The sequence below is a fragment of the Cupriavidus basilensis genome, assembly GCF_008801925.2.
Classification (GTDB): Bacteria; Pseudomonadota; Gammaproteobacteria; order Burkholderiales; family Burkholderiaceae; genus Cupriavidus; species Cupriavidus basilensis.
In genome coordinates, this window is sequence record NZ_CP062805.1 from 204,117 (window position 1) to 226,453 (window position 22,337).

The 22,337-nt window shown below is 61.4% G+C and carries 21 protein-coding genes; 13 read left to right on the forward strand and 8 right to left on the reverse strand.

Annotated elements, in window-relative coordinates:
• Positions 1-75: 75 nt before the first annotated feature.
• Together F7R26_RS36495 and F7R26_RS36500 are read left to right on the forward strand one after the other, a co-directional pair.
• On the forward strand, positions 76-660 hold the full coding sequence (locus tag F7R26_RS36495; protein WP_070940825.1) for a CoxG family protein: 585 nt from the start codon (positions 76-78) through the stop codon (positions 658-660).
• A 36-nt stretch (positions 661-696) separates the two neighbouring features.
• Complete coding sequence (locus tag F7R26_RS36500) at positions 697-1,707, forward strand: XdhC family protein (protein WP_058697589.1); 1,011 nt, start codon at positions 697-699, stop codon at positions 1,705-1,707.
• A 525-nt stretch (positions 1,708-2,232) separates the two neighbouring features.
• On the opposite strand, the gene F7R26_RS36505 is transcribed toward F7R26_RS36500, so the two are convergent.
• Positions 2,233-2,910: a GntR family transcriptional regulator gene (locus F7R26_RS36505; protein WP_233528044.1), complete on the reverse strand. Its 678-nt coding sequence runs from the start codon at positions 2,908-2,910 to the stop codon at positions 2,233-2,235.
• 463 nt (positions 2,911-3,373) lie between these two features.
• On the opposite strand from F7R26_RS36505, the gene F7R26_RS36510 reads away from it, so the two are divergent.
• From F7R26_RS36510 to F7R26_RS36520, 3 genes are all read left to right on the forward strand, one after another.
• The gene (locus F7R26_RS36510) at positions 3,374-4,942 is read left to right on the forward strand and encodes a class I adenylate-forming enzyme family protein (RefSeq protein ID WP_058697591.1); all 1,569 of its coding nucleotides are present in this window, start codon (positions 3,374-3,376) and stop codon (positions 4,940-4,942) included.
• An 18-nt stretch (positions 4,943-4,960) separates the two neighbouring features.
• Positions 4,961-6,697, forward strand: coding sequence for a thiamine pyrophosphate-binding protein (locus F7R26_RS36515; protein ID WP_058697592.1), 1,737 nt, complete (start codon positions 4,961-4,963; stop codon positions 6,695-6,697).
• A 352-nt stretch (positions 6,698-7,049) separates the two neighbouring features.
• The gene (locus tag F7R26_RS36520; RefSeq protein ID WP_058697593.1) at positions 7,050-8,378 is read left to right on the forward strand and encodes an MFS transporter; all 1,329 of its coding nucleotides are present in this window, start codon (positions 7,050-7,052) and stop codon (positions 8,376-8,378) included.
• Between the two features lie 352 nt (positions 8,379-8,730).
• Here F7R26_RS36520 and F7R26_RS36525 read toward each other — a convergent pair whose 3' ends face one another.
• The 6 genes from F7R26_RS36525 to tnpA are packed head-to-tail and all read right to left on the reverse strand — an operon-like array spanning position 8,731 to position 11,545.
• Entirely contained in the window at positions 8,731-9,231 is a 501-nt protein-coding gene (locus tag F7R26_RS36525; protein WP_058697594.1) for a hypothetical protein, read from the reverse strand.
• Complete coding sequence (locus F7R26_RS41880; RefSeq protein ID WP_081050228.1) at positions 9,218-9,376, reverse strand: transposase domain-containing protein; 159 nt, start codon at positions 9,374-9,376, stop codon at positions 9,218-9,220. Before F7R26_RS41880 ends, F7R26_RS36525 begins: the two co-directional genes overlap by 14 nt.
• Positions 9,346-10,752 (reverse strand): IS66 family transposase, encoded by a 1,407-nt coding sequence (gene tnpC, locus F7R26_RS36535; RefSeq protein ID WP_081050229.1) that lies wholly within the window; start codon positions 10,750-10,752, stop codon positions 9,346-9,348. Before tnpC ends, F7R26_RS41880 begins: the two co-directional genes overlap by 31 nt.
• A gap of 36 nt (positions 10,753-10,788) precedes the next feature.
• A complete protein-coding gene (tnpB, locus tag F7R26_RS41235) occupies positions 10,789-10,968 on the reverse strand; it encodes an IS66 family insertion sequence element accessory protein TnpB (protein WP_338404736.1) in 180 nt (59 codons plus the stop codon).
• Complete coding sequence (tnpB, locus tag F7R26_RS36540; RefSeq protein ID WP_058697597.1) at positions 10,893-11,138, reverse strand: IS66 family insertion sequence element accessory protein TnpB; 246 nt, start codon at positions 11,136-11,138, stop codon at positions 10,893-10,895. The genes tnpB (F7R26_RS41235) and tnpB (F7R26_RS36540) overlap by 76 nt, the downstream gene beginning before the upstream one ends.
• Positions 11,132-11,545, reverse strand: coding sequence for an IS66 family insertion sequence element accessory protein TnpA (tnpA, locus tag F7R26_RS36545; RefSeq protein ID WP_058697598.1), 414 nt, complete (start codon positions 11,543-11,545; stop codon positions 11,132-11,134). Before tnpA ends, tnpB (F7R26_RS36540) begins: the two co-directional genes overlap by 7 nt.
• A gap of 143 nt (positions 11,546-11,688) precedes the next feature.
• On the opposite strand from tnpA, the gene F7R26_RS36550 reads away from it, so the two are divergent.
• From F7R26_RS36550 to F7R26_RS36575, 8 genes are all read left to right on the forward strand, one after another.
• Complete coding sequence (locus F7R26_RS36550; RefSeq protein WP_058697599.1) at positions 11,689-12,564, forward strand: 3-hydroxyacyl-CoA dehydrogenase family protein; 876 nt, start codon at positions 11,689-11,691, stop codon at positions 12,562-12,564.
• 1 nt (position 12,565) lies between these two features.
• A complete protein-coding gene (locus tag F7R26_RS36555) occupies positions 12,566-13,231 on the forward strand; it encodes a 3-hydroxyacyl-CoA dehydrogenase family protein (RefSeq protein WP_058697600.1) in 666 nt (221 codons plus the stop codon).
• A complete protein-coding gene (locus F7R26_RS41885; RefSeq protein WP_412459401.1) occupies positions 13,228-13,371 on the forward strand; it encodes a CoA transferase in 144 nt (47 codons plus the stop codon). Before F7R26_RS36555 ends, F7R26_RS41885 begins: the two co-directional genes overlap by 4 nt.
• Before the next feature lie 31 nt (positions 13,372-13,402).
• Positions 13,403-13,807, forward strand: a complete 405-nt coding sequence (locus F7R26_RS36560; RefSeq protein ID WP_412459402.1) for a CoA transferase — start codon at positions 13,403-13,405, stop codon at positions 13,805-13,807.
• Positions 13,713-13,907: a LysR substrate-binding domain-containing protein gene (locus F7R26_RS41655; RefSeq protein WP_233528068.1), complete on the forward strand. Its 195-nt coding sequence runs from the start codon at positions 13,713-13,715 to the stop codon at positions 13,905-13,907. Before F7R26_RS36560 ends, F7R26_RS41655 begins: the two co-directional genes overlap by 95 nt.
• Positions 13,908-14,081: 174 nt before the next feature.
• On the forward strand, positions 14,082-17,501 hold the full coding sequence (locus F7R26_RS36565) for an adenylate/guanylate cyclase domain-containing protein (protein ID WP_081050230.1): 3,420 nt from the start codon (positions 14,082-14,084) through the stop codon (positions 17,499-17,501).
• 197 nt (positions 17,502-17,698) lie between these two features.
• On the forward strand, positions 17,699-18,889 hold the full coding sequence (locus F7R26_RS36570) for an FAD binding domain-containing protein (RefSeq protein ID WP_058697677.1): 1,191 nt from the start codon (positions 17,699-17,701) through the stop codon (positions 18,887-18,889).
• A gap of 174 nt (positions 18,890-19,063) precedes the next feature.
• Positions 19,064-20,809, forward strand: coding sequence for a glutamine--tRNA ligase/YqeY domain fusion protein (locus F7R26_RS36575; RefSeq protein WP_058697601.1), 1,746 nt, complete (start codon positions 19,064-19,066; stop codon positions 20,807-20,809).
• A gap of 70 nt (positions 20,810-20,879) precedes the next feature.
• Here F7R26_RS36575 and lpdA read toward each other — a convergent pair whose 3' ends face one another.
• Positions 20,880-22,295, reverse strand: coding sequence for a dihydrolipoyl dehydrogenase (gene lpdA, locus F7R26_RS36580; protein ID WP_058697678.1), 1,416 nt, complete (start codon positions 22,293-22,295; stop codon positions 20,880-20,882).
• Positions 22,296-22,337: the final 42 nt, after the last annotated feature.

Sequence of the window (22,337 nt, forward strand, 5' to 3'; positions counted from 1 at the left end):
TTGAGGTTTGATCCGGGGAGATTGGGCGCAGCCACGGCCCGCTCCCTATCGCATTAACGTTTGAGTTGTCTGACCATGGAACTTTCGAACCATCAGCATGTAAATGCCCCGCAGCAAGCCGTCTGGGATGCATTGAATAACCCGGAGATCCTCAAGTCCTGCATCGCAGGCTGCGAGAGTATCTCCGCAACTTCCGATAACGCATTTGAAGTTGTGGTGGCAGCGAGGGTCGGTCCTGTCAGCGCTCGCTTCAAGGGCAAGTTGACCATTGTCGACGCACACGCGCCGACCTCGTATTCACTCGTTTTTGAAGGGCAGGGTGGCGCAGCTGGGTTCGCCAAGGGTGGCGCTGATGTCGTGCTGTGCGCCGAGGAACAGGGTACGCGGGTTCAATACACCGCCAAGGCTCAAATCGGAGGCAAGCTCGCGCAGATTGGCTCCAGGCTGGTTGACAGCGCGGCCAGGAAGATGGCTGACGATTTCTTTACTGCCTTCGAGCAGACGTTGGCAGCCGCAGCGCCGGCCGTCACTACTCCGGCAGAAGAGGTCATGGCGGCGCCCATTGCACGAACGAGCAGCGGCATCCCCTACGCCCGCCTGCTTCCTTGGATCATTGGCTTGAGCGCGGCTGCTGCCACGGCATTCACGTTGCTCCGTTAGGGGCCTGCGGCCGGAACGAGGCGCCAAGGAGCCTACATGGACAGTATTGACCTGCAAGTACTGAAAGACGCTAAGGCCTGGTTGGAGGCTGGTCATGGAGTAACGTTGGCGACCGTCACCAGGACCTGGGGTTCCAGCCCGCGTCCGATCGGGGCAATGCTGGCCCTGCGCGACGACGGTCGTGTGTCTGGCTCGGTGTCAGGTGGCTGCATTGAGGATGACCTGATCTATCAGAATTCCAAGAGATTCCTCTCCTTCGACACGCCGGAGATCGTGACCTACGGTGTTAATGCGGAAGAGGCGCGGCGAATGGGTTTGCCCTGCGGCGGTACGATTCAACTCGTACTTGAATCGCATCGCGACTTGGCCCGCATCGGAGAAATGCTAGAACGGGTAGAGCGTCGCGAACTGTTTGCTCGTGTGCTCGATTTAAGGTCTGGTGCGATTTGCTTCCGACCGGCGCAACCCGATGATGTCCTGAGTCTCGATGCGCAGCACCTCGTGACGGTGTACGGCCCACGGTACCGGCTTTTGTTGATCGGCGCAGGGCAATTGTCTAGCTTCCTGGCGAGCATGGCGGTTGCATTGGAGTACCAGGTGACAGTTTGCGACCCTCGCGACGAGTACGTCGGCGATTGGGACGTGGCGGGAACGACGCTGGTGAGAACCATGCCGGACGACACGGTCATCGCCATGGGGCCTGACCGTAGGACAGCGGTGATTGCCCTGACGCATGATCCTAAGCTCGACGACCTTGCGTTGATGGAGGCGTTGCAATCGGACGCCTTTTATGTCGGTGCGATCGGCTCGCGCGCAAATAACCGGATGAGACGTGAGCGCCTGCTTGAGTTCGGCGTCACAGAAGACCAGGCTCGCTGCATGCATGGACCGATCGGGATTCACATTGGAAGCAAGACCCCTCACGAAATCGCTGTCTCGATCGTCGCGGAACTAACCGCAGTAAAGAATGGCATCGTACTGCCTGACGGCTGGAACATTATGGCCCGCAAGGCGGGAACGGACACGCACGCCTGTGCGGTCCTGTGAGTCCAACTGTGTCCGGACATCAAGACGGAGTGCCTTGAAGAATCGTAATTACCCCGTCAACACCACTTGGTTGGCGTCGAGATGGTCCAGCGATGACGAAACCATCGCCATGTTCGAGCAGAATCTCTCGGAAAATTTGTACAAACTATGGAACCGAGTGTCATTGGGGTGGAAGATCCGAGGGCCGAGCCTTCAGTAGACAGGCGAAGGCAATATGGGTAGCCGAAAGCTGACCAACAGGGCTATCTCACTTCGGCGGGGGGCGCGACAGCACGATGACAAGGATATGCTAAGCAACTGGAAAGCCCTACTCGTCCCGGTGTGGCGCTGCGGAAACGTGTGCGCCCGCCAGCAACTGTGAAGCTTGTCATCACGCCTTCAGGCTCCCCCCATGTACTTGCTAACTTCCTGGTTCGCAGACGGGACCTTGATGAGAGTCGCTTCGCGAACGTCTTTCACTGCTCGCCGCAAATCGCTTTCCGCTGAGCAAATGGCAAGCTGTGGGCCATGCGCGATGGCGTCCGGCTACGCAATCGCCAACCGCTGCTCCGCCTGAGACTGGCTGAGCCGAACGGCCAATTCCCGCGCGCGGGTGGTGTGGAGTTCGCTCAGTTCGGCCGCGCGCGCGCTGTCACCTGCTGCAATTGCCTTGGCAATTGCCTCGTGTTCATCCCAAATCGGTTCGCGCTGCGTGGCGAACTGCAAGCCGGCACCCATTGCGCGTCGCAGATGGGCCCAGTAGACCTCGGCGCTCTCTGCAATGAGGGGATTGCCGGATGCGTCGTAAATCGCCCGATGGAAGGCCATATCCGCATCGACCATGGCCTTGACGTCCTTGCCCTTGATAACCCGTCGTCCAGCCGCGAGGAGCTTGGGATCGATCTCATAGCGGCGCTCGGCGGCAAGGCGGGCGGCAAGCGCGTCGAGGGCGCCGCGGATCATGTAAAGGTTGGAAATAGCGGTGGCGTCCATGGGCGCAACCTCTACACCTCGACCGGGGACGTCCTGCACAAAGCCGTCCTTCTTCAGCAGAAGGAGGGCCTTCAGCACTGGCGAGCGGGAAACCTGCATCTGTTCCGCGATTTCCTCTTGCTTCAGGCGGGTTCCGGCCTCGAGGGATCCATCGCTGATGGCATCCAACAGCGTCTTGTACACCTCCTCCACATAGTCCGGTCTGGCAGAAATCTTCTGCAGCTTGATCACACTGGCCTCCAAGTTTGTACCTTGTACTCTGGATCCAGAGTACATCGCGCACTAGCAACCGTCAAACGTTGAATGTGAGTGCAGCGCCATTTCGATTCCGGCAGAAGGGTAAACCCATAAATACAAGGGCGATGCATTGTCCTATTCTTTGGATCCAGAACCCAGAATCCAGAACCCCGGATTCTGGAGCCAGCAATAAGCCGCAGCCCAGAGCCGAACCCCGCCAGTGCGAACAGCCGCGACCGCACGCGCGGAATCAGCACCGTGTAGGGCCAAGTTTTAACAGGTGCGTCGAACGACTAATGCGGAAACCTGAAAGGAGACCAGTCAATGCAATCAGGTCCTATGGCATGGCGTCTAACGACCCATGTCCGACAAACACATAACGGAAGTGATCACCTGCCCGAGCGATCGCGACGCCAAATAGTCCTTGTCACGATGGGTGCGTCAGCGGAGCAATGAAATGGCAACGATCGCAAGTCTTCCCCAAATGCTGTCCCTTCACGCTCAGCGCACGCCGAATAAGATCGGCGCGCAGGATCTCGAGCGAAGTCTGACGTTTCGCCAGTGGCATCAGCGGTCCCGCAAGCTGGCCAACGCGCTGTTGGGGCTTGGGCTTAAGAAGGGGGATCGCGTTTGTGTCCTCGCATACAACAGCATCGAGTGGTTAGAAATCTATGCCGCAACGGCGATTGCGGGACTCATCGCAGTGCCGGTCAATTTCCGTCTAGTTGGTACCGAAATTGCCTATATCGCGCAAAACTGCGATGCGCGAGCATTTCTCGTGCAAGCCGAATTGCTCGGGCCGTTCGAAGACGCGCGCAGGGAATTGTCCTTGCCTGAAAGGAACTGCATCGTCTTTGGGAGCAGTCAACCAGCAGCCGGCTTTAGTCAATACGAAGCATTGATCGCTGCAGCAGCGGACACCGAGCCGGCATCACTGCTCGCTGCGGATGATCCCTGGACGTTGATGTACACGTCGGGGACTACAGGCAAGCCTAAGGGTGCGCTCCGAAGCCATGCGGGCAGCGCATCGCTTTCGCTTGCCACGCTGGCTGAGATGGGGCTCAGCCATGACGACGGCGCCTTGCTCGTCATGCCACTCTGCCACGCTAACTCCTTGTACTTCTTCGGCGCCTTTCTCTATGCAGGCGCCACCTGTACGGTCTACAGTCGCAAGAGCTTTGATCCCGAGCACCTGCTACAAACCTTCTCGACAGGCGAGAGTACATTCACCTCTCTGGTGCCGACGCACTACACCATGATGCTCGGTTTGGAGCCGCAGATTCGCAATCACTACGATGTGAGTCGAGTCCGAAAGCTGATGATTTCATCAGCTCCAGCTCGTCGCGAAACCAAGCTGGAGATTCTCGAATACTTCAAGAATTCCGGCTTGTACGAAATGTACGGATCCACCGAAACCGGTTGGGTGACGATGCTTCACCCGAATGAGCAGCTTTCGAAGCTCGGCTCTGTTGGGAGGGAATGCGTGGGAGGCCGGAGAATCCGCTTCCTTGACCAAGACGGCAACGAGGTTCCCGATGGTCAGCCCGGCGAGCTCTATGCAAGCAACCCCTACTTATTCGACGGCTATTGGGGGCTGCCAGAGAAGACGCAAGATGCTTTCCGTGGGGAATACTGCACCGTAGGGGATTTCGGATTCAGAGATGAGGACGGCTACATTCATCTTGTTGACCGTAAGAGCAACATGATCATCTCTGGCGGGGAAAACATCTATCCCTCAGAGGTCGAGACCATGCTTGCCGCCCATCCGAAAGTCGGAGACGTTGCTGTCATCGGTTTGAGCGATGAGAAGTGGGGGGAGCGGGTACACGCGGTGGTGGTCCCTCGCGTGGGGGAAACACTGACGCCTGACGAGGTGATTGCCTGGTGCAAGGACCGAATCGCGGGCTACAAGAGGCCGCGCTCCGTCTCGTTCATCTGTGACGGCGAAATGCCCAGAACCGCGACCGGAAAAATTCAACATCGTCTATTAAGAACAAGGTTTGCCGAGCGCGACGGCAATCATTGACGCACGAGGAGAGTAGTCATGAGTCTCAATAAGCATCAGGACGTCAATCAGGACGTTAATAGTTGTGCTGCCTGGATCGCCAAATTTCTGAAGGCACAGGGTATCGATCGTGTATTCGGCCTGCAGGGCAGCTATCTGCAACCGCTGTGGGACCATATCGGTCGAACCGGGATACAGATTGTCGATGTGCGCGACGAGGATGCCGCGGTTTATATGGCGCATGCTCATGCGGAGTTGACAGGACAGATTGGAGTAGCACTGGCCACCGCCGGTCCCGGCGTCACCAATACCGTTACGGCTATGGCGAACGCCTTTGTATCGCGTGTACCTGTACTGTTAATCGGCGGTTGCCCGTCGCAGCAGCAGTCAAATATGGGGCCGTTGCAGGACATCCCTCACGTCGACATCCTGAAGCCCGTCACGCGTTATTCGCGGACGGCTCGCATCGCCGACCATGTCGTGCGCGAATTCAATGAGGCCTTCGCCTGTGCCGCTGGCTATGTGCGTGAACCGGGACCGGCATACATTGAGGTACCTACTGATGTGCTGCGCACCCCGATACTGCCACAACTGATTCTTGATGACTGGATGCAACCCACGCCGCGACGGCCCATGTACCCGGATCCCGTCGCGACGCGCGAAGCCATGGAGGTGTTCTGGGCGGCAAAGCGACCGGTAGTTATTACCGGCCGTGGTGCGAAAGGCGCTGGGGACGCGATCGTCCGTTTGCTGGAAGCCACCGGCGCTCTGTATCTCGACACGCAAGAGAGCCGTGGCGTCGTGCCCTATGACCACCCGGCGTCGGTGGGCGCGGCGCGGTCTCAGGTGATGACTGACGCCGACGTGGTGCTGCTGGTCGGTCGAAAGCTGGACTACCAACTCGGCTATGGTTCTCCCGCGGTGTTCCCGCATGCGCGCTTCATTCGCATTGCCGACGCGCCTGGTGAATTGTTCGACAACCGGCGCGGGCGTCCTGAAATTCTGGCTTCCGCACGAGAGACCATCGAATCGATGCTGTCTCTGGCGGACGGTCGATCCGCAGCCGTGGATGTGTCGTGGGCCGCGAATGTGCGCGACCGGCATCTGTCGCGGGTGGCCAGAGCGGCTGCGCTGGAGCAACGCGAAACGCTCGGCAGTGACGGGAAGATCCACCCGCGGGTGATCTTCGATGCCATCGCCGAAGTGGCATTTCAGGACTACATTGGCGTTGCCGATGGCGGAGACTTGTTGAGCTTCGCGCGAACCGGGCTGCAATCCAATACTTACATGGATTCGGGGGCATTTGGGTGCCTCGGCGCGGGCGTTCCGTTTGCCATTGCCGCAGCGCTTGCGCAACCCGGCCGTCAAGTGATCTCGGTGAATGGAGACGGCGCGTTCGGCATCAACGCGATGGAGATCGACACAGCGGTCAGGCATGGCGCCAAGGTGGTCTTCATTGTCTCCAACAATGCGGCTTGGAACCTTGAGCGAATCGATCAGGAAATGAACTATGGCGGACGTGTCGTGGGGACGACCCTACGTCATTCCGACTACGCCGGATTGGCGCGATCACTCGGCGCCCATGGTGAACGCGTGGAGAAGCCAGAAGATATGGTGGGCGCATTGGAGCGCGCACTCGCCAATGCTCCGGCCTTGATCGACGTCGTGACCTCACAATCGGTGGTTTCCTCAGACATGCAGAAGGGCTTGAGTCTGGTTCCTGACTATCAGGCTTTGATGGCATGGGATGAAGCCGAACGCCGCCGACGACAGTAGGTCCGTCGGCGGCCAGGCGATCTGGCCGCCTATCCTGCTTTCGTTCGCTGGCACTTCGGGTGGTCAAGGCAGGCCGTGACATTGCCGGGATCGGGCGTCGCAAACGATGGGTATCCGTTGATCTGCAGCGATTCTCACGCTGGAGAAGCGGTCACCTGTAGGCGCCTGGTGCCGAGGCCGAGCGATCTCGTTGTCTGCGTTTCTCACCTTGTCGTCGAAAAGGCGCCGACAGAAGCGCCGGTCACCCCGCCACGTGCGGTGGAGTGATTGTTGTTGCCGGGTCTGGTGAGGTCACCACGCCGCCGGCTACTCATCCATCATGCGCGGACCGCCGGTCCGCAAGGAGACTCATATGCAACGAATAGAAGCGCTATCCCCAAGTGGGCTGGTCAGTCTGGAGACCGTCGCCTATCGCAAGGTCATGTGGCGAATCATTCCGCTGATGGCGGTCTGCTTTGTCTTTGCATATCTAGATCGAGTCAATATCAGCTTCGCGAAGCTTCAGATGCAGGCCGATCTCGGGTTCTCGGACGCGGCCTATGGGCTGGGCGCCAGCATCTTCTTTGTGGGCTACTTCATATTTGAGGTACCTAGCAATCTGATACTCGCCCGGACTGGAGCGCGGAGATGGATTGCGCGCATCATGATCTCGTGGGGCATCGCCTCTGCCGCCATGATGTTCGTCACCAATGAAACATGGTTCTACATCCTGCGCTTCCTGATCGGTGCAACTGAAGCCGGCTTTCTGCCGGGCGCAATCCTGTACTTCACGTACTGGTTTCCCGCCCCGCGGCGCGCGCGTATCACCGGCTACTTCATGACATCGATCCCGATTTCCGGCGTATTGGGCGGGCCGCTTGCCGGTATCATCATGACCAATTTTGCAGGAATCAATGATTGGGCAGGGTGGCAGTGGCTGTTCCTGCTTGAGGGAATACCAACCGCATTGTTGGGCTTCGTGGTGCTGTTCTGCCTAACCGATAAGCCAGCTCTGGCGACATGGCTGTCCGAGGAGGAGAAGAGGGTTCTGCAAGCCAACTTGGCCGGCGATGCAACCGGAACATCGGTACACAAGTTCGGTCTCGCCCTGCGTCAACCGGCCACCATTTTTCTGGCAGTCGTTTATATGTTCATCCTGATGGGCATGTATGGGCTGACGTTCTGGATGCCGCAATTGATCAAGAACACGGGGATTGCCAGCACCGAGGTCGTCGGATTGTTGAGCGCCATCCCATATGCAGCAGCCGGTATCGGGATGGTGTGGATTGGGCATCGGTCGGACCGTACAGGGGAGCGCCGCTTGCATCTGGGCCTTGCCGTGCTAGCCGGGGGAATTGGCTACATCATTTCTGCGGCATTTGGTGCGCACACCGGAATCGCACTGGCGGCCCTGACATTGTCCGCCGTGGGAATCATGGGATGTCTTCCGGTGTTCTGGACGCTTCCTCCCAAGTACTTCCGTGGTACGGCTGCAGCCGGTGGTATTGCGTTGATCAATTCCGTGGGCAATCTTGGCGGCATGATCAGCCCTTATCTGGTGGGTAAGGTCAAAGACCTGACCGGCGACACGACCCTCGGGCTCTATGCGGTTGCCGCATTCACCCTTCTGGCAGCGTTGCTGATTCTCTTTGCCCTGCCGCGCACACTGGCGGGACAGGATCCCACCGCGGCCGACGCGTAAGGCAAGCGGCGCGTCGCACAGACGCGTGACGGAAGCCCGTCATCCCGCGGGTAAGTGGTCGCATGTCCTCGGATACCCGGGCACTGCAGCGGGGTGATACAAGCTTGTCTCCGTGATCGCGGTTCGGGGGCGCCATTGCCATACTGCGGATCTCCGTTATGGCGAAGAGATTCAGATCCGCCTGCCATGCGCATCACGACCGACGCGCCGCAGTTGTTCGGCGGCTACGGCTATTGACAACCACGACTATCGCGTTGAGCGCCTGCGCGACGCCAAAATTACCCAGATCTGGGAAGAGATCAATGTAACCGTCAGCGGAACCCGTCTGGCGAGCGACGGTAAGCGGTGGGGGCTACAGGTCGACGACCTTGCGCAGTAGCGCGAAGGAGACCCGCCAGTGGCCTTCGTTCGGGTCGCACTCGATGGAGGCGGTTTTCTGGTTGATGCGCACGATGGTGCCGATGCGTTCGCTGAGGTGCTGGTCGGTGAAGGTGACGGTATCGCCGACCCGGAAGTCCGCGCGCTGCGCCCGGGGCGGTGGTGGCGGTGAAGCGTGCGGTGGTTGCTGCGCGGCGGTAGTGGGCTCGGCGAGCACGGCGGCGTAGGGCAGGATCCAGTGGCGGCCGCTGCTGGTGTCCTGGACCAGGGCCTGGGTCTGACGCAGCTCGAGGACGCGCCCCTGGCGCAGCGGCTGGGTCAGGTCGTCGGCGACGTAGCCCACGGTCATGCCGATATGCAGGTGCCTGCGGGCCTCGAGGATACGCTTGGGATCGTTGATCATTCGCCCGATGGTCAGATACAGGCGGTACAGGTCGGCACTTGGGGCCAGGCGCAGGGCGTCAAGGATGTCCATGACGCGCAGTGTAGCGGTTAGCGCGCCAGCGGCAGCAGTTCGTGGACCTGGCTGTGGGGTGGGCCGGCAGGCGCTCCAGCGTGTCCTTGAGCCAGCCGTAGGGCTCGATGCCGTTCAGGCGGCAGGTCCCGAGCAAGGAATACATCGTGGCAGCAGTGCGCCCGCCGCGCCCGCGAACATCCAGCTCGCCCTGCCGAGGGCAATCGGGCGGATCGCGCGCTCGAGGCGGTTGTTATCGGGCTCGAGGATGCCGCTCTCGGTGTAGCGCACCAGCGCCTGCCAGTGCCGCAGCGCATAGCCGAAGGCTTGTGCCAGCGGCTGCCTGGCAAGCAGGCCGTGGGCATTGCCCTGCAGCCACTGGTGGAACTGCGCCAGCAGCGGCACAGCCTCGGCCTGGCGCGCCGCCAGCTTGTGCTCCGGTGACTTGTCCTTGATGTCGGCCTCGATGGCATACAGCCGGGCGATCCACGTCAGCGCCTGCGCCGCCAGCCCTGGTGTCTTCTGGGCTTTGGCGATCTCGAAGAAGCGTCGACGGCAATGCGCCCAGCATCCGACCTCGATGATCCGACCGGTACGGTAAAGCGCATCGTGGCCACTGTAGGCATCAGCCTGCAGGTAGCCGTGGTAGTCGCGCAGGAAGTTCAGGAGGTAGGTCCCGGTGCGGGACTCGGCGAACTCGAACAGGACCGCCGGCGGGTGGTCAACCCACAACCCGTTCTCCTGCCGCTGCCCGGCCCCGAGGTAGCCCCACAGATGGGCCTGCCGTGTGCTTGTGCGACCGCGTTCGAGCAATGGCAGCGTGGTGTCGTCCAGATGCACGCGCGGCGCTCGCAGGACGTGGTTGCGCAAGGGCGGCAGCAGCGTTGCCAGCAGCTCGGCAGAAGCCAGCTTCCATTCGCACAGGGTGGCCCTTGGCAGGTGCACCCCCAGGCGCGCATAGCGCGTTTCCTGCCGATTGATCGGCAGGTGGTCCACGAAGGTGTCGACCTGAATGCTGGCCAGCAGCCCTGCGCTGGCGTTGCTCTTGGGCAGCGGCGAGGGCTGCGCGGCAGCCGTCACGATGGTGGACTCGCCGCCCTTCGTGGCCACGTATTTGAAGCGGATGTGCTCGATCACGCTGAGCCTGGCCGGCTCGTAGTGCAGCGTCTCGCTGCGCTCCTCGCCGATGCGCTCCAGGGAGTCGAAGCTTGCCTTCTGCGCCTCGGACAGGTCGTATTCGATGCGCGTGCGTGGCAGGTCCTTGGGCAAGGCAGGACGGCCCTTGCGGATGTGGCCAGTCACCTTGACCTGCGGCGCCGCCGGCGGTGATGGCAAGTCCAGCGGCTGCGTAAAGAGTTCGGCCTGCCCCGGCAGGCGCTCGGAACTGGCGCCGAACCGCGCACGGTTAAGCTGCGCGACCTGATGCTTCAATATCTCCAGTTGCTCCCACAGCGCGCGGGCGACCCGGTTCTGCTCCAGCGCGAGAGTACGTACCGCCTCGAGATCGGCTGGCAGGTCGGAGGGTGTCAGTACCGGAAGCATGGCGCCATGATGCGCCAGCGCCGGCAGGTTTACAAGTCACGAGATGCGCGTGGCCGTGACAGTGCGGTGGGGTCGAACCGCCGGGATCTCGATGCCTTCGAGCCAAGCGTTCAATTCGGCCAGTGTGAAGCCACGCTGGGCTAGTGTCGCGGGCGAGGGAAACCGGCCGTGCGAAAGCCGCTTGTACCACAACGCGAAGCCGGTGCGGTCCCCCAATACAGAATCTTGACCTTCGATCGATCTCGGCCGACGAAGACAAACAAGTGCCCCGACAGCGGACTCTTGGCCAGCAACGGCTCCACCAGATACGATAGGCCGTCGATGGACTTGCGCATGTCGACCGCGTCACGGCAGATGAAAGCCTGCACATCGCCGCCGATCAGCACCGGCCGCCTCCCAACTGCCCCAGCACGAAGCGCACGATGCGTTCGGCATGCATCCCACTCAGCTCGATACGCGCGCCGCCGAGCGTGACGACCACTTGGTCGCGAGACTTCGACGGTAGTGGGTCGCTCGCCGACACGACAGTCGGTACTGCGACCGTTGCCGCGGCGATGAATGCCGTGTCCGCGGTCAATGCCATTGGCGGCACCACGGGCAGTTGCTGCTCGTGGCTCAAGCGCTTGCGCCACAAACCGAAAGTGCTGACCGCCAAGCCGTGCTTCCGGCAGAAGGCGCGGATGCTCCCGCCACTGTTCCCCCATTGCGCCAGTAGATCGCGCCAGAAAGCTTCATCGTGGCGGTCATACCTTGCCCCGGCTCGTCCGCTCTTGCCTTCCCGCTGATTGGCCATCGCTTCACTCCCAGTGATCGTGAAGCTCCTACCTTCTCATCGCCGCCCTCTACTCGCCAGACGGGTTCCGCTGACGGTTACAGATCAATCAGGTGCACCGCCAGTTGATTGGCCGCAGCTTCCTGAGGAAATAGGAGACGGATATGACAACCATTCAAACCGTCGGCGTCGCGGGCGCCGGCACCATGGGGGCGGGCATTGCGATCGTTGCGGCCCGCGCGGGATTCCGGACCATTGTGTTCGACATGCGACAGGAAGCGCTGGATCGTGCCCGGGGCCAGACGGAAGCGTTCCTGACGAGATCTGAGCAGCGCGGCAAGCTGCCGGCAGGCGCCGCCGCTGCCGCGATGCAACGCTGGAAAGGAACGACGGAGCTGTCTGGGCTGGCCGAGTGCGACCTTATCATCGAGGCCATCTTCGAGGATTTGTCGGTCAAGCATCAATTGTTCGGTAAGCTCAACGAGGTTTGCCAGCCAAGCACCATCTTCGCGTCCAATACGTCGACGATATCAATCACCCAGATCGCCGGCGGATCCGGCCGCCCGGACTGCTTTGTGGGCATGCATTTCTGCCTGCCGGCACAGTTGATGAAGCTGATCGAAATGTCGCCTGGCCTGGCCACCTCGGACGACACCTTCCAGAAGGCGTGGGCCTTCGCCCAGGCCATGGGACAAAAGCCCGTGGCCACGCAGGATACGCCGGGGTTCATCCTTAACTATTTCCTGATTCCCTTCAACAACGACGCGATTCGTCTGGTCGAACAAGGGGTGGCCGAGCCCGCCGATATCGATGTCGCCATCAAGACAGCCATGGGCTATCCGATGGGACCCCTCGAACTGCTGGACCTGGTCGGCATGGATACGCAAAAGCTGCTGTGTGAAGCCATGCACGGCCTCACCCACGAGCCGCGCGCGGCCTGCCCCCCGCTGGTGCGACGCATGATCGCGGCCAACCGCCTGGGCAAGAAGACCGGACAGGGTTTTCGCACTTATGACGACACCAAGATGTTTGGAGCCTGATATGCGCTACGAGATCGTACAAGCCGGCCAGAGCCGCTCCTTTCCTTCCGCCCACGCGTTCTTGGAGCAAGCCGCGCCACAAGGCGAAGGCCTGTGTTACCTGGGCGCCAAGGCAGGTCGGGCATACAGCCGGGGCGCCGGGCACGCGTCTCGCACGTTCGTCGCCATTGAGCTGGGAGCCGAATGCCTGGGCTTCCACACCGGCGAAAGCCGGGGTCTCGAAGGGTCCAACGTGGTGGGCTTCGCCCGCTTCCGTCTGGGCGATGGCGAACCCAGCCCCCTCGTGGAACTGGTCAGGCAGCCCGGCACGCATCCCGCTGCGCTGCAGGCGGCCAAGGCGGCCTTCCAGGCGGCCGGCCTGGTCGTGGCGGTGTGCAATGATTTCCCGGGACGTATCGTCGACAGGCTGATCCGCCCGTATTTCAATGCGGCGCTGCGCCGGCTGGACGAGAAGCTGGCCAGCGCGGACGACCTCGACAAGACCCTGTGCCTGGGCCTGGGCTATCCGGAAGGACCGATCTCGCTGCTGGAGCGCACCGGCCTGGTCCACCATTTCCACGTCACCCAGGCGCTGCATGAAGCGCTGGGGCAGGAGCCCTACGCCCCTGCGCGTCGTGCGCGGGTGGCCGCCGAGCGTGATGACCGGGTCAAGCGGGGAATGCCATGATGCAGCCACAGAGCGGTGTCGAGGTGCTGGACTTCAGCACCCTCCTGCCCGGGCCACTGTGCTCCCTGCTGCTGGCCGAAGCGGGCGCCGACGTCATCAAGCTCGAGCGCACGGTGCGTGGTGACGAGATGCGCCTATGAGCCAAAGGTCGACGCGGACAGTGCAAACTTCGTGCTGCTCAATCGCGGCAAGCGTTCGATTGCCATTGACCTGAAGTCGCCCGACGCGCTCGACCAACTGACGCCGCTGATCCGGGATGCCGACGTACTGATCGAACAGTATTGTGCCAGTCTGATGGAGCACCTCGGACTGGGCTATGCGGCCCTGGCGGAGATCAATCCGTGGCTGGTCTACTGCTCGATTACCGGCTTCGGGCAACACGGTCCCCGCGCCGCGGAGGCCGCGCACGACGTTGGGGTTCGCAGGGGGATTCTCGGCAATCCTCGACTATCGTGTTCCGGATTTCATCTCTGCGATCAGTCTGGCTTCGGCTGGGTACGGCGTGGCTGTCATACCCGAGTCCATGCGGAATTTTCTACAGCCGGAGGTTTGTTACAGAGCCATCCAGGACTTTGAATATGCTGTTGATTTGGCAATCGCTAGCCGGAAGCGAGAGCTTTCCCCTGCAGTTCGCGCCTTTGTTGAGGAGTCATTGTCTTGTGAAACTCGGTCATAGCATTGCCGTATTCAAGTGACGGGCTTTTTCGGCTTGTCTCTCGCAGAGCAGGGTGGTCTTCGACTGGGTCTGCGGGCCGCAGCCGATCCTTCGGGCACCCGAGCACTGATTGATACCGGCATCAATTGGGCGTCTAATGGCCCATAAGGCGGGCCGGAGTGGTCGAGAGGTTATATGCGCTGCACAAAATGTGGGTTCGAGAATCCCATAGCGGCAAAATTCTGCGAAGAATGCGGCGCCAAGCTGACATGCGTCTGTCCACGCTGCGGCCACGAGTCGAGCCCAACAGCCAAGTATTGCAGTGAGTGTGGCGCGTCTCTAAGTGCAACCCCGCTTGCGGAGTCTGCTGCCCCGGTTCATTACACGCCACCCCACTTGGCCGAGCGCATCCTGGCCGAACAGGCAACGCTGGAGGCCAGGGGGGAGAGCGCGGGCGAGCGCAAAACGATCACGGCGCTGTTTGCCGACATGGCCGGATCGACTGCGTTGATCCACGACCTGGATCCCGAAGAAGCACGCCATCTCATTGACCCTGTGGTGGCACTTATGATGGAGGCCGTGCATCACTACGAGGGCTACGTCGCCAAGTCCCTGGGCGACGGGATCCTGGCGCTGTTCGGTGCGCCGATTGCCCATGAGGACCATCCTCAGCGAGCGTTGTATGCGGCACTACGCATGCAGGACGCGATGCGCCGCCATGCCGACCGTGTTCGCCTGGAACGGGGTATTGCACTGCAAATTCGGGTTGGCATTCACACGGGCGAAGTGGTGGTCCGCTCGATCCGCAAGGACGACCTGCGTACCGACTACGACCCGGTGGGGCATACGATTCACATTGCATCCCGGATGGAGTCGATGGCCGCGCTCTCGTCCATCCTGGTGAGCGAATCGACATATCGATTGACCGATGGATACTTTGATTTCAAGGCATTGGGGGCGATTCAGGTCAAGGGAATCCCCAAGCCGCTCGATGTCTACGAGGTCCTGGGCCTCGGCCCGCTGCGGACCCGGCTGCAGGTGGCGGCACATCGGGGCCTGGCCCGGTTCGTGGGCCGCCAGGCTGAACTGGACCATATGCACCACGCGTTCAGGGAAGCGGCGGCGGGGCAGGGCCAGATCGTCGGCGTGGTGGGCGAGGCCGGGATAGGGAAGTCACGACTGTTCCACGAGTTCAAGGCGCGTTCGCAGCGCGGCTGCCTTGTGCTGGAAACCTTCTCGGTTTCTCACGGCAGGGCCTTTGCCTATTTGCCGCTGATAGAACTCTTGAGGAATTACTTCCAGATTAATGCGCAGGATGAGGAGCGGGAGTGTCGGGAGAAGGTTACCGGTAGGGTCCTCACGCTTGAGCGCGGTCTGGAGGATCTGGTGCCCTACCTGCTCTATCTGCTAGGTATCAACGAGCAAGGCTCGGCGCTGGGCGACATGGACGCCAGTATCCGGCGCGAGCGTACCTTTGATGCGATCACGCGCCTGCTGGTGCGCGAAAGCCTGAATCAGCCGATCGAGCTCCTGTTCGAGGACCTGCAATGGCTGGACGCCGAGACGGAGGCGTTCCTCACATTCTTGGCGGAGCGCCTGGCGGATGCCCGCATCCTTCTCCTGGTGAACTACCGGCCCGAGTACCAACCGACTTGGGGCCCAAAGTGCCGCCACACCCAACTCGTGCTGGCGCCCTTGGGGCCGGCCGAAGCGCAGGGTTTGCTCAGTACCCTGTTGGGCGATGATCCCGGACTCGCCTCTCTCAAGCAGAGAATCCTGGAAAAGACCGAGGGCAATCCGTTTTTCATCGAGGAGGTAGTCCAGACACTGGCCGAGGAGAAGGCGCTGCTGGGCGTGCCCGGAAACTACCGAATCGAGAAGACGCCCGCCAGCTTGCACATTCCGACAACGGTGCAAGGGGTGCTCGCCGCCCGCATCGACCGGCTTCCCCTGGCGGAGAAGGCGCTGCTGCAAACGCTTGCGGTGATTGGCAAAGGGTTCCCTCTGAGCCTGATTCGGCAGGTTGTCGGGCAGCCGGAAGATGAGCTTCGTCGTTTACTATCCCGCCTCGAGACTGGCGAGTTCATCTACGAGCTGCCAGCCTTCCCTGAGGTGGAGTATTCGTTCAAGCACGGCCTTACGCAGGAGGTCGCCGGCCGCTCCCTGCTTACGGAGCAGCGCATTGCGCTACATGAACGCACGGCCCAAGCTATCGAGGCGTTCTACCCCTCCCGGTTGATGGACTATTGCAGCGTACTGGCTCACCACTACAGCCTGAGCGGCAATATTCCGAAAGCGGTGCAATACCTGCACTGCGCGGGGCAACAGGCCCTCCAGCGCTCATCCAATTCTGAAGCGGTTCATCACCTGAACGCGGCCCTTGACCTGCTCAGGCGCCTGCCCGATTCGCCGGAACGGGGCCGCCAGGAACTCTCAGTGCAGGTTACGCTCGGGCCGGCCTTGATGGCGACGAGGGGTTACGCCGCCGCGGAGGTGGAAGCGACTTATACGCGCGCGCTCGCATTGTGTCGGCAGATTGGGGAAACTCCCCAACTTTTCCCGGTGCAACAGGGACTGCGGCTGATCTATCAGTTGCGAGCGGAGTACGAGACCGCAAGGGAAATAGGTGAGCAGTTCCTCCATGTTGCCCGGAATGCCCAGGATCCGGAACTGCTTGTGGAGGCCCATTGCGGACTTGGGGGGAGCGCATTCTGGCAAGGGGAGTTCGTTCCCGCCCGTGCTCATCAGGAGCAGGCGCTTGCCCTCTACGACCCCGAACTGCATCGTGCGCATGCTTTCATCTACGGTCTGGATCCGGGCGTCCGCGCCCTGGACTTCGCGGCTTTGAGTCTGTGGCAGCTGGGCTATCCGGATCAGGCCTGCAAAAAAAACCAAGAGGCACTTGCCCTGGCCCAAAAGATTTCCCACCCGCTTGGCTTGGCCTTCACGCTGGTCACCACGGCCATGTTTCGCCAGTTTCGACTTGAAGCGGGTTTGACCCGGGAGTACGCGGAGTCGGCAATCACGCTTTCGACCGAGCAGGGGTTTCCGCTGTACCGGGCTTGGGGAACCATCCTCCGGGGCTGGGCACTGGCAGAGCAGGGGCACGGCGAGGAGGGGATCGCTGAGATACTTCAGGGTCTGGAAGCCTACCAGGCCACAGGGGCGGCTCTGGGTCGGTCGTACTTTCTGGGGCTGCTTGCCGCAGCCTACGGGCACGCCGGACAGGTGCAGGCTGGGCTGAAAGCGCTGGACCGGGCGCTCTCGGTAGTGGAGGGGACGGGAGAGGGTTATTACGAGGCGGAACTGCATCGCCTCAAGGGAGAATTGACCCTTCGTCATCAGGGTGGTCAGTCTAAGGAGTCGCCGGGGCTACAGGAAGCAGAAGCGTGCTTTCATCAGGCAATTGCAGTGGCGCGCCACCGCGGTGCAAAATCTCCTGAGCTTCGCGCCATACTGAGCCTGGCTCGTCTTTGGCAACAACAGGGCCAGCGGGAGCCAGCCTTGCACATCTTGACTGAGATTCATGGCTTCTTCACCGAGGGGTTCGAGACTGCCGACTTGAGCCAAGCGAAAGCGCTGCTTGACGAATTGGCGCAGATCGATGGGCCATAGCGGGAATAGGTTTGATGCGCAACTGAACGTTGCGTCACGCGCAAAGGCAGCTTTTTGTACAAGATGGTCCGTGCTGGCAAGCTGACTTCCCGCTTATCGGCTTATCGTTGCGTGGGACGCAAAGCAATTACCCAGATCAGCTGGATTGTCATGTCTGTGTGGCGGCTCCAAAGTATAGCCATCACATGGAGATGCTCATGGACACCCAGCTCACACCCACTCCCCGCCCTGCCCACCCGGCGCGCCGGGCTCTGATTATCGGTGGTTCGCTCGGCGGCCTTTTCGTGGGCAATCTGCTTCGCCGCATAGGCTGGAACGTCGACATATATGAGCGTTCCGCCCATGATCTCGACAGCCGCGGCGGCGGCATTGTCCTGCAACCGGATGTGGTCGAGGTCTTCCGCCGTACCGGCGTTGACCTGAGTACCGTCGACCTTGGCGTGCGTTCCGCACATCGCACGGTCTTTCACCCGGACGGCTCGATCCAGTCCAAGCAATACGCTCCCCAGACTCAGACGTCCTGGTCGCTGATCTATACAACTCTGAAAGCGGCCTTCGGCGATGCAAATTACCATCGGGCGAAGACCCTGTCGCGGATCGAGCAGGATCAGCAAGCCGGCACTGTCACGGCATATTTCGCTGATGGCTCTAGCGAAACCGGTGACCTGCTAATTGGCGCCGACGGCGGCAATTCGGCGGTACGCCAACAGTTCTGGCCGGACCGCGTGCCAACCTACGCCGGGTATCTCGCCTGGCGCGGACTTGTTCCTGAGGACGAGATGCCGTCGACTGCGCGGGAAATGCTGCTTGGCGATTTCGGCTTTGCCAACAATACGGGTTCGCATATCCTGGGCTATCTAGTGCCGGGCGAGAACAATGATGTGCGTCCGGGACACAGGCTCTACAACTGGGTCTGGTACCGCGTTGCTGACAATCGCCTGCTAGGCGAGATCATGACTGACCGAGAAGGTCACCGTCGGGGCTACTCCATTCCCGAGGGAATGCTAGATGAACGTTGGCTGGCTCATATCCAGCGCGATGCCAGAGCGCTACTGCCACCGCCTTTCCGCGACATCGTTGAAGCGACAGCCCAGCCCTTTGCCCAGGCTATCCGCGATCTGGTGTCCGAGCACATGGTGTCGGGCAGGGTTGTCATATTGGGCGACGCCGCGTCGATCCCCCGCCCCCACACGGCGGCCAGCACCTCCAAGGCCGCAGCGAATGCGCTGGCCCTGGCCGATGCGTTGCAAGGCTCGCCGGATGATGTGCCGGCAGCGTTGGCGCGTTGGGAACCCGAGCAGATCGCGATTGGCAAGGTGCTTCGCCGACAAGGCGTAGAGGCTGGAAACTATCTGCTTTTTCATCGACGCGCCGCGGTAAGTGGTTGAATTCACGTCAGACTAGGCCCGTTGGTTCCAAGCGTCTATTGGACCAAGGCATGCGGACCAGTCGGTGGTCTTGGCCAACAAGGGAAGAGAGGCCTCCTGCGCCAGGCGGTCTCTCAAGCTAGACTCAGATAGTCCGCCCCGAGCATTCGAAGCCGCACCCGTTGCGGCACCACCATGAGCCAAGCCAAATCCAGCGACACGCCAGTCGCCTCCAACTTTCTGCGCAGCATCATCGATCAGGATCTCGCCGCTGGCACGTACGCCGGTCGCGGGGACGTGCAAGGCGATCTGCTGCCGACGGTCATCACCCGCTTCCCGCCCGAGCCCAATGGATATCTCCACATCGGTCACGCCAAGAGCATCGTCCTGAATTTCGGCCTGGCGCGCGACTACGGCGGCCGCTGCCATCTGCGCTTTGACGATACCAACCCGGTCAAGGAAGACCTCGAATACGTCGACGCGATTATCGATGCCGTACGCTGGCTCGGCTTTTCCTGGGACAACGGACAGCCCGGCGGCTCGCCGTACTTGTATTACGCCAGTGACTACTTCGATCAGCTCTATGCTTTTGCTGAGACGCTGATCGAGCGCGGTGTCGCCTACGTGGACAGCCAGAGCGCCGAGCAGATTGCCGCCAACCGTGGCAACTTCTCCGAGCCGGGCAAGCCGTCGCCGTATCGCGACCGCAGCGTCGAAGAGAATCTGCAACTCTTCCGTGATATGCGCGCCGGCAAGTACCAGGATGGCGAGCATGTGCTGCGCGCGAAGATCGATATGGCGGCGCCGAACGTCGTGATGCGCGATCCGGTGCTGTACCGCATCCGCCACGCGCGCCACTACCGGACTGGCGACAGGTGGTGCATCTACCCGATGTACGACATGACGCAATGCATTTCCGATGCGCTGGAGAACATCACCCATTCGCTGTGCACGCTCGAGTTCGAGAACAACCGCCCGCTCTATGACTGGGTGTTGGAACACCTGCGGAACGCCGGCATATTCCACGATCCGCTGCCGCACCAGTATGAATTCGCCCGCCTGAACCTGACCTATGCCATCACCAGCAAGCGCAAGCTCAAGCAGCTGGTGGACGAGCAACGCGTGGGCGGCTGGGATGATCCGCGCATGCCGACCATCGTGGGCATGCGCCGGCGCGGCTACACACCGGACGCCATCCAGCTTTTCTGCGATCGCTTGGGGGTGGCCAAGGCTGACAGCTGGATCGACATGAGCACGCTCGAAGGCGCCGTGCGGGATGACCTGGATGCCCGCGCCGCCCGCGGCGTGGCTGTGCTTGAGCCGCTCAAGCTGATCCTGGACAACTACCCCGAAGGCCAGGCCGAGGAGTGCTCGGCACCGGTCCATCCGAAGAAGCCGGAACTGGGCAAGCGCGTGTTCCCGCTCTCGCGCGAGCTGTGGATCGAGCGCGAGGACTTCAACCAGGCCCCGCCGAAGGGCTATTTCCGGCTGTTCCCGGGCAACAAGGTGCGCCTGAAGTACGGCTACGTGATCGAGTGCACCGGCGTAGACAAGGACGCCGACGGCAACGTCGTGGCCGTGCATGCCAACTACCTGCCCGACACCAAGAGCGGCACGCCGGGCGCCGACAGCGTCAAGGTCAAGGGCGTGATCCACTGGGTCAGCGCCGCCGCGGCCTACGAGTGCGAAGTGCGCCTGTACGACCGCCTGTTCAATGACCCGAACCCGGATGCCGGCGGCAAGAACTTCCTCGAGGCCCTGAACCCGGACTCCAAGAAGGTCATCACGGCCTACCTGGAACCGAGCCTGCGCGAGGCAAAGCCGGAAGACCGCTTCCAGTTCGAGCGCCACGGCTACTTCGTCGCCGATCGCGTCGATTCGCAGCCGGGCAAGCCGGTCTTCAACCGCATCGTCGGGCTGAAGGACAGCTGGGGCAGGTAAGCGCCGAGGAGACCACTACGGCTTCGCTCGAGGGGGGGTCTCCGCCCCGAGCGCCCTGTTGAGCGCAGCGCTACATATTCAGCGCCCGTTTCTGCACCGCAAGCGCTGCTTCGCGCATGACTTCGGATAGCGAGGGATGCGGGTGACTGATCATGCCGATGTCTTCCGACGCTGCCTTGAACTCGAGCGCAGCCACGGCTTCGGCGATCAGGTCCGAGGCATTGGCCGAAATGATATGGACGCCCAGCAGCTCGTCGGTCTTTGCGTCCGCAATCATCTTGATGAAACCGTCCGGGCGGCCGATGCCGAGTGCGCGGCCATTAGCCATCATCGGGAACTGGCCCGTTCGGACCTCCCGTCCTTCGGCACTCAACTGGGCCTCGGACTTGCCCACCCAGGCGATTTCCGGCTCCGTATAGATTACCCACGGAATGCAGTTGTAGTCGATGTGCGGCTTCTGCCCATCAATGATTTCCGCAACCATGACGCCTTCGTCTTCGGCCTTGTGGGCCAGCATCGGGCCGCGTACTACATCGCCAATTGCGTAGATCCCCGGCACGGACGTGCGGCACTGATCGTCAACTGGAACGAAGCCGCGCGGGTCGGAGGACAGGCCCACGGTGTCCAGTCCGAGATTGTCGGTATTGGGGACCCGGCCGATCGACACGATCAGGCGATCCGCATCAAGTTTCTGGTCGGCGCCGTCCTTGTCCGTGTAGGCAATGCTGACCCCTTTGGCGCTCGCGTCGATCTTGCCAATACTGACCCCAAGATGGATCGTCAGTCCCTGCTTCTTGAATAGCTTGGCCGCCTCCTTCGCCACGGACTCGTCGAGCGCCCCAAGGAAAGTTGGCAGCGCTTCGAGCAGGGTCACCTCGGCGCCGAGTCGCCGCCACACCGAACCAAGCTCAAGCCCGATAACGCCCGCACCGATCACCGCGAGCTTCCTGGGGACTGTGTCGAACGACAGCGCGCCCTCGTTATCCGACACGATCTTGTTATCGACGGGAACGTCAGGCAGATGACGCGCCTTGGAGCCTGTCGCAATGATGACGTTACGTGCCGTGACTGTCTTGGTGTCGTTGCCTTCGATCGCTTCCACGGCGATCACGCCGTCGGTGCCGCGACTCTTGAACTTGCCATGGCCCTTGATCCAGGTCACCTTGTTCTTGCGGAACAGGAATTCGACACCGCCCGTGAACTTGTCAACAATGGCAGCCTTTCGCTTGATCATTTGCGCAAGGTCCAGCGCCACTTCCTTGACCTTTACGCCGTGCTCGGCGAGCCCGTGCAGCGCATGTTCAAAGTGTTCCGAGGACGCGAGCAGCGCCTTGCTCGGGATGCAGCCGACGTTCAGGCAGGTGCCCCCGAGCCGGGGCTTGCCCGCGCCGTCTCTCCATTCCTCGATGCAGGCCACGGTCTTTCCCAGCTGTGCTGCGCGGATCGCCGCGATATAGCCGCCTGGGCCGGAACCGATCACGATCACGTCAAAATCAGCGTTGGCTGAAGCGGGTGCGCCGCCTCCAGC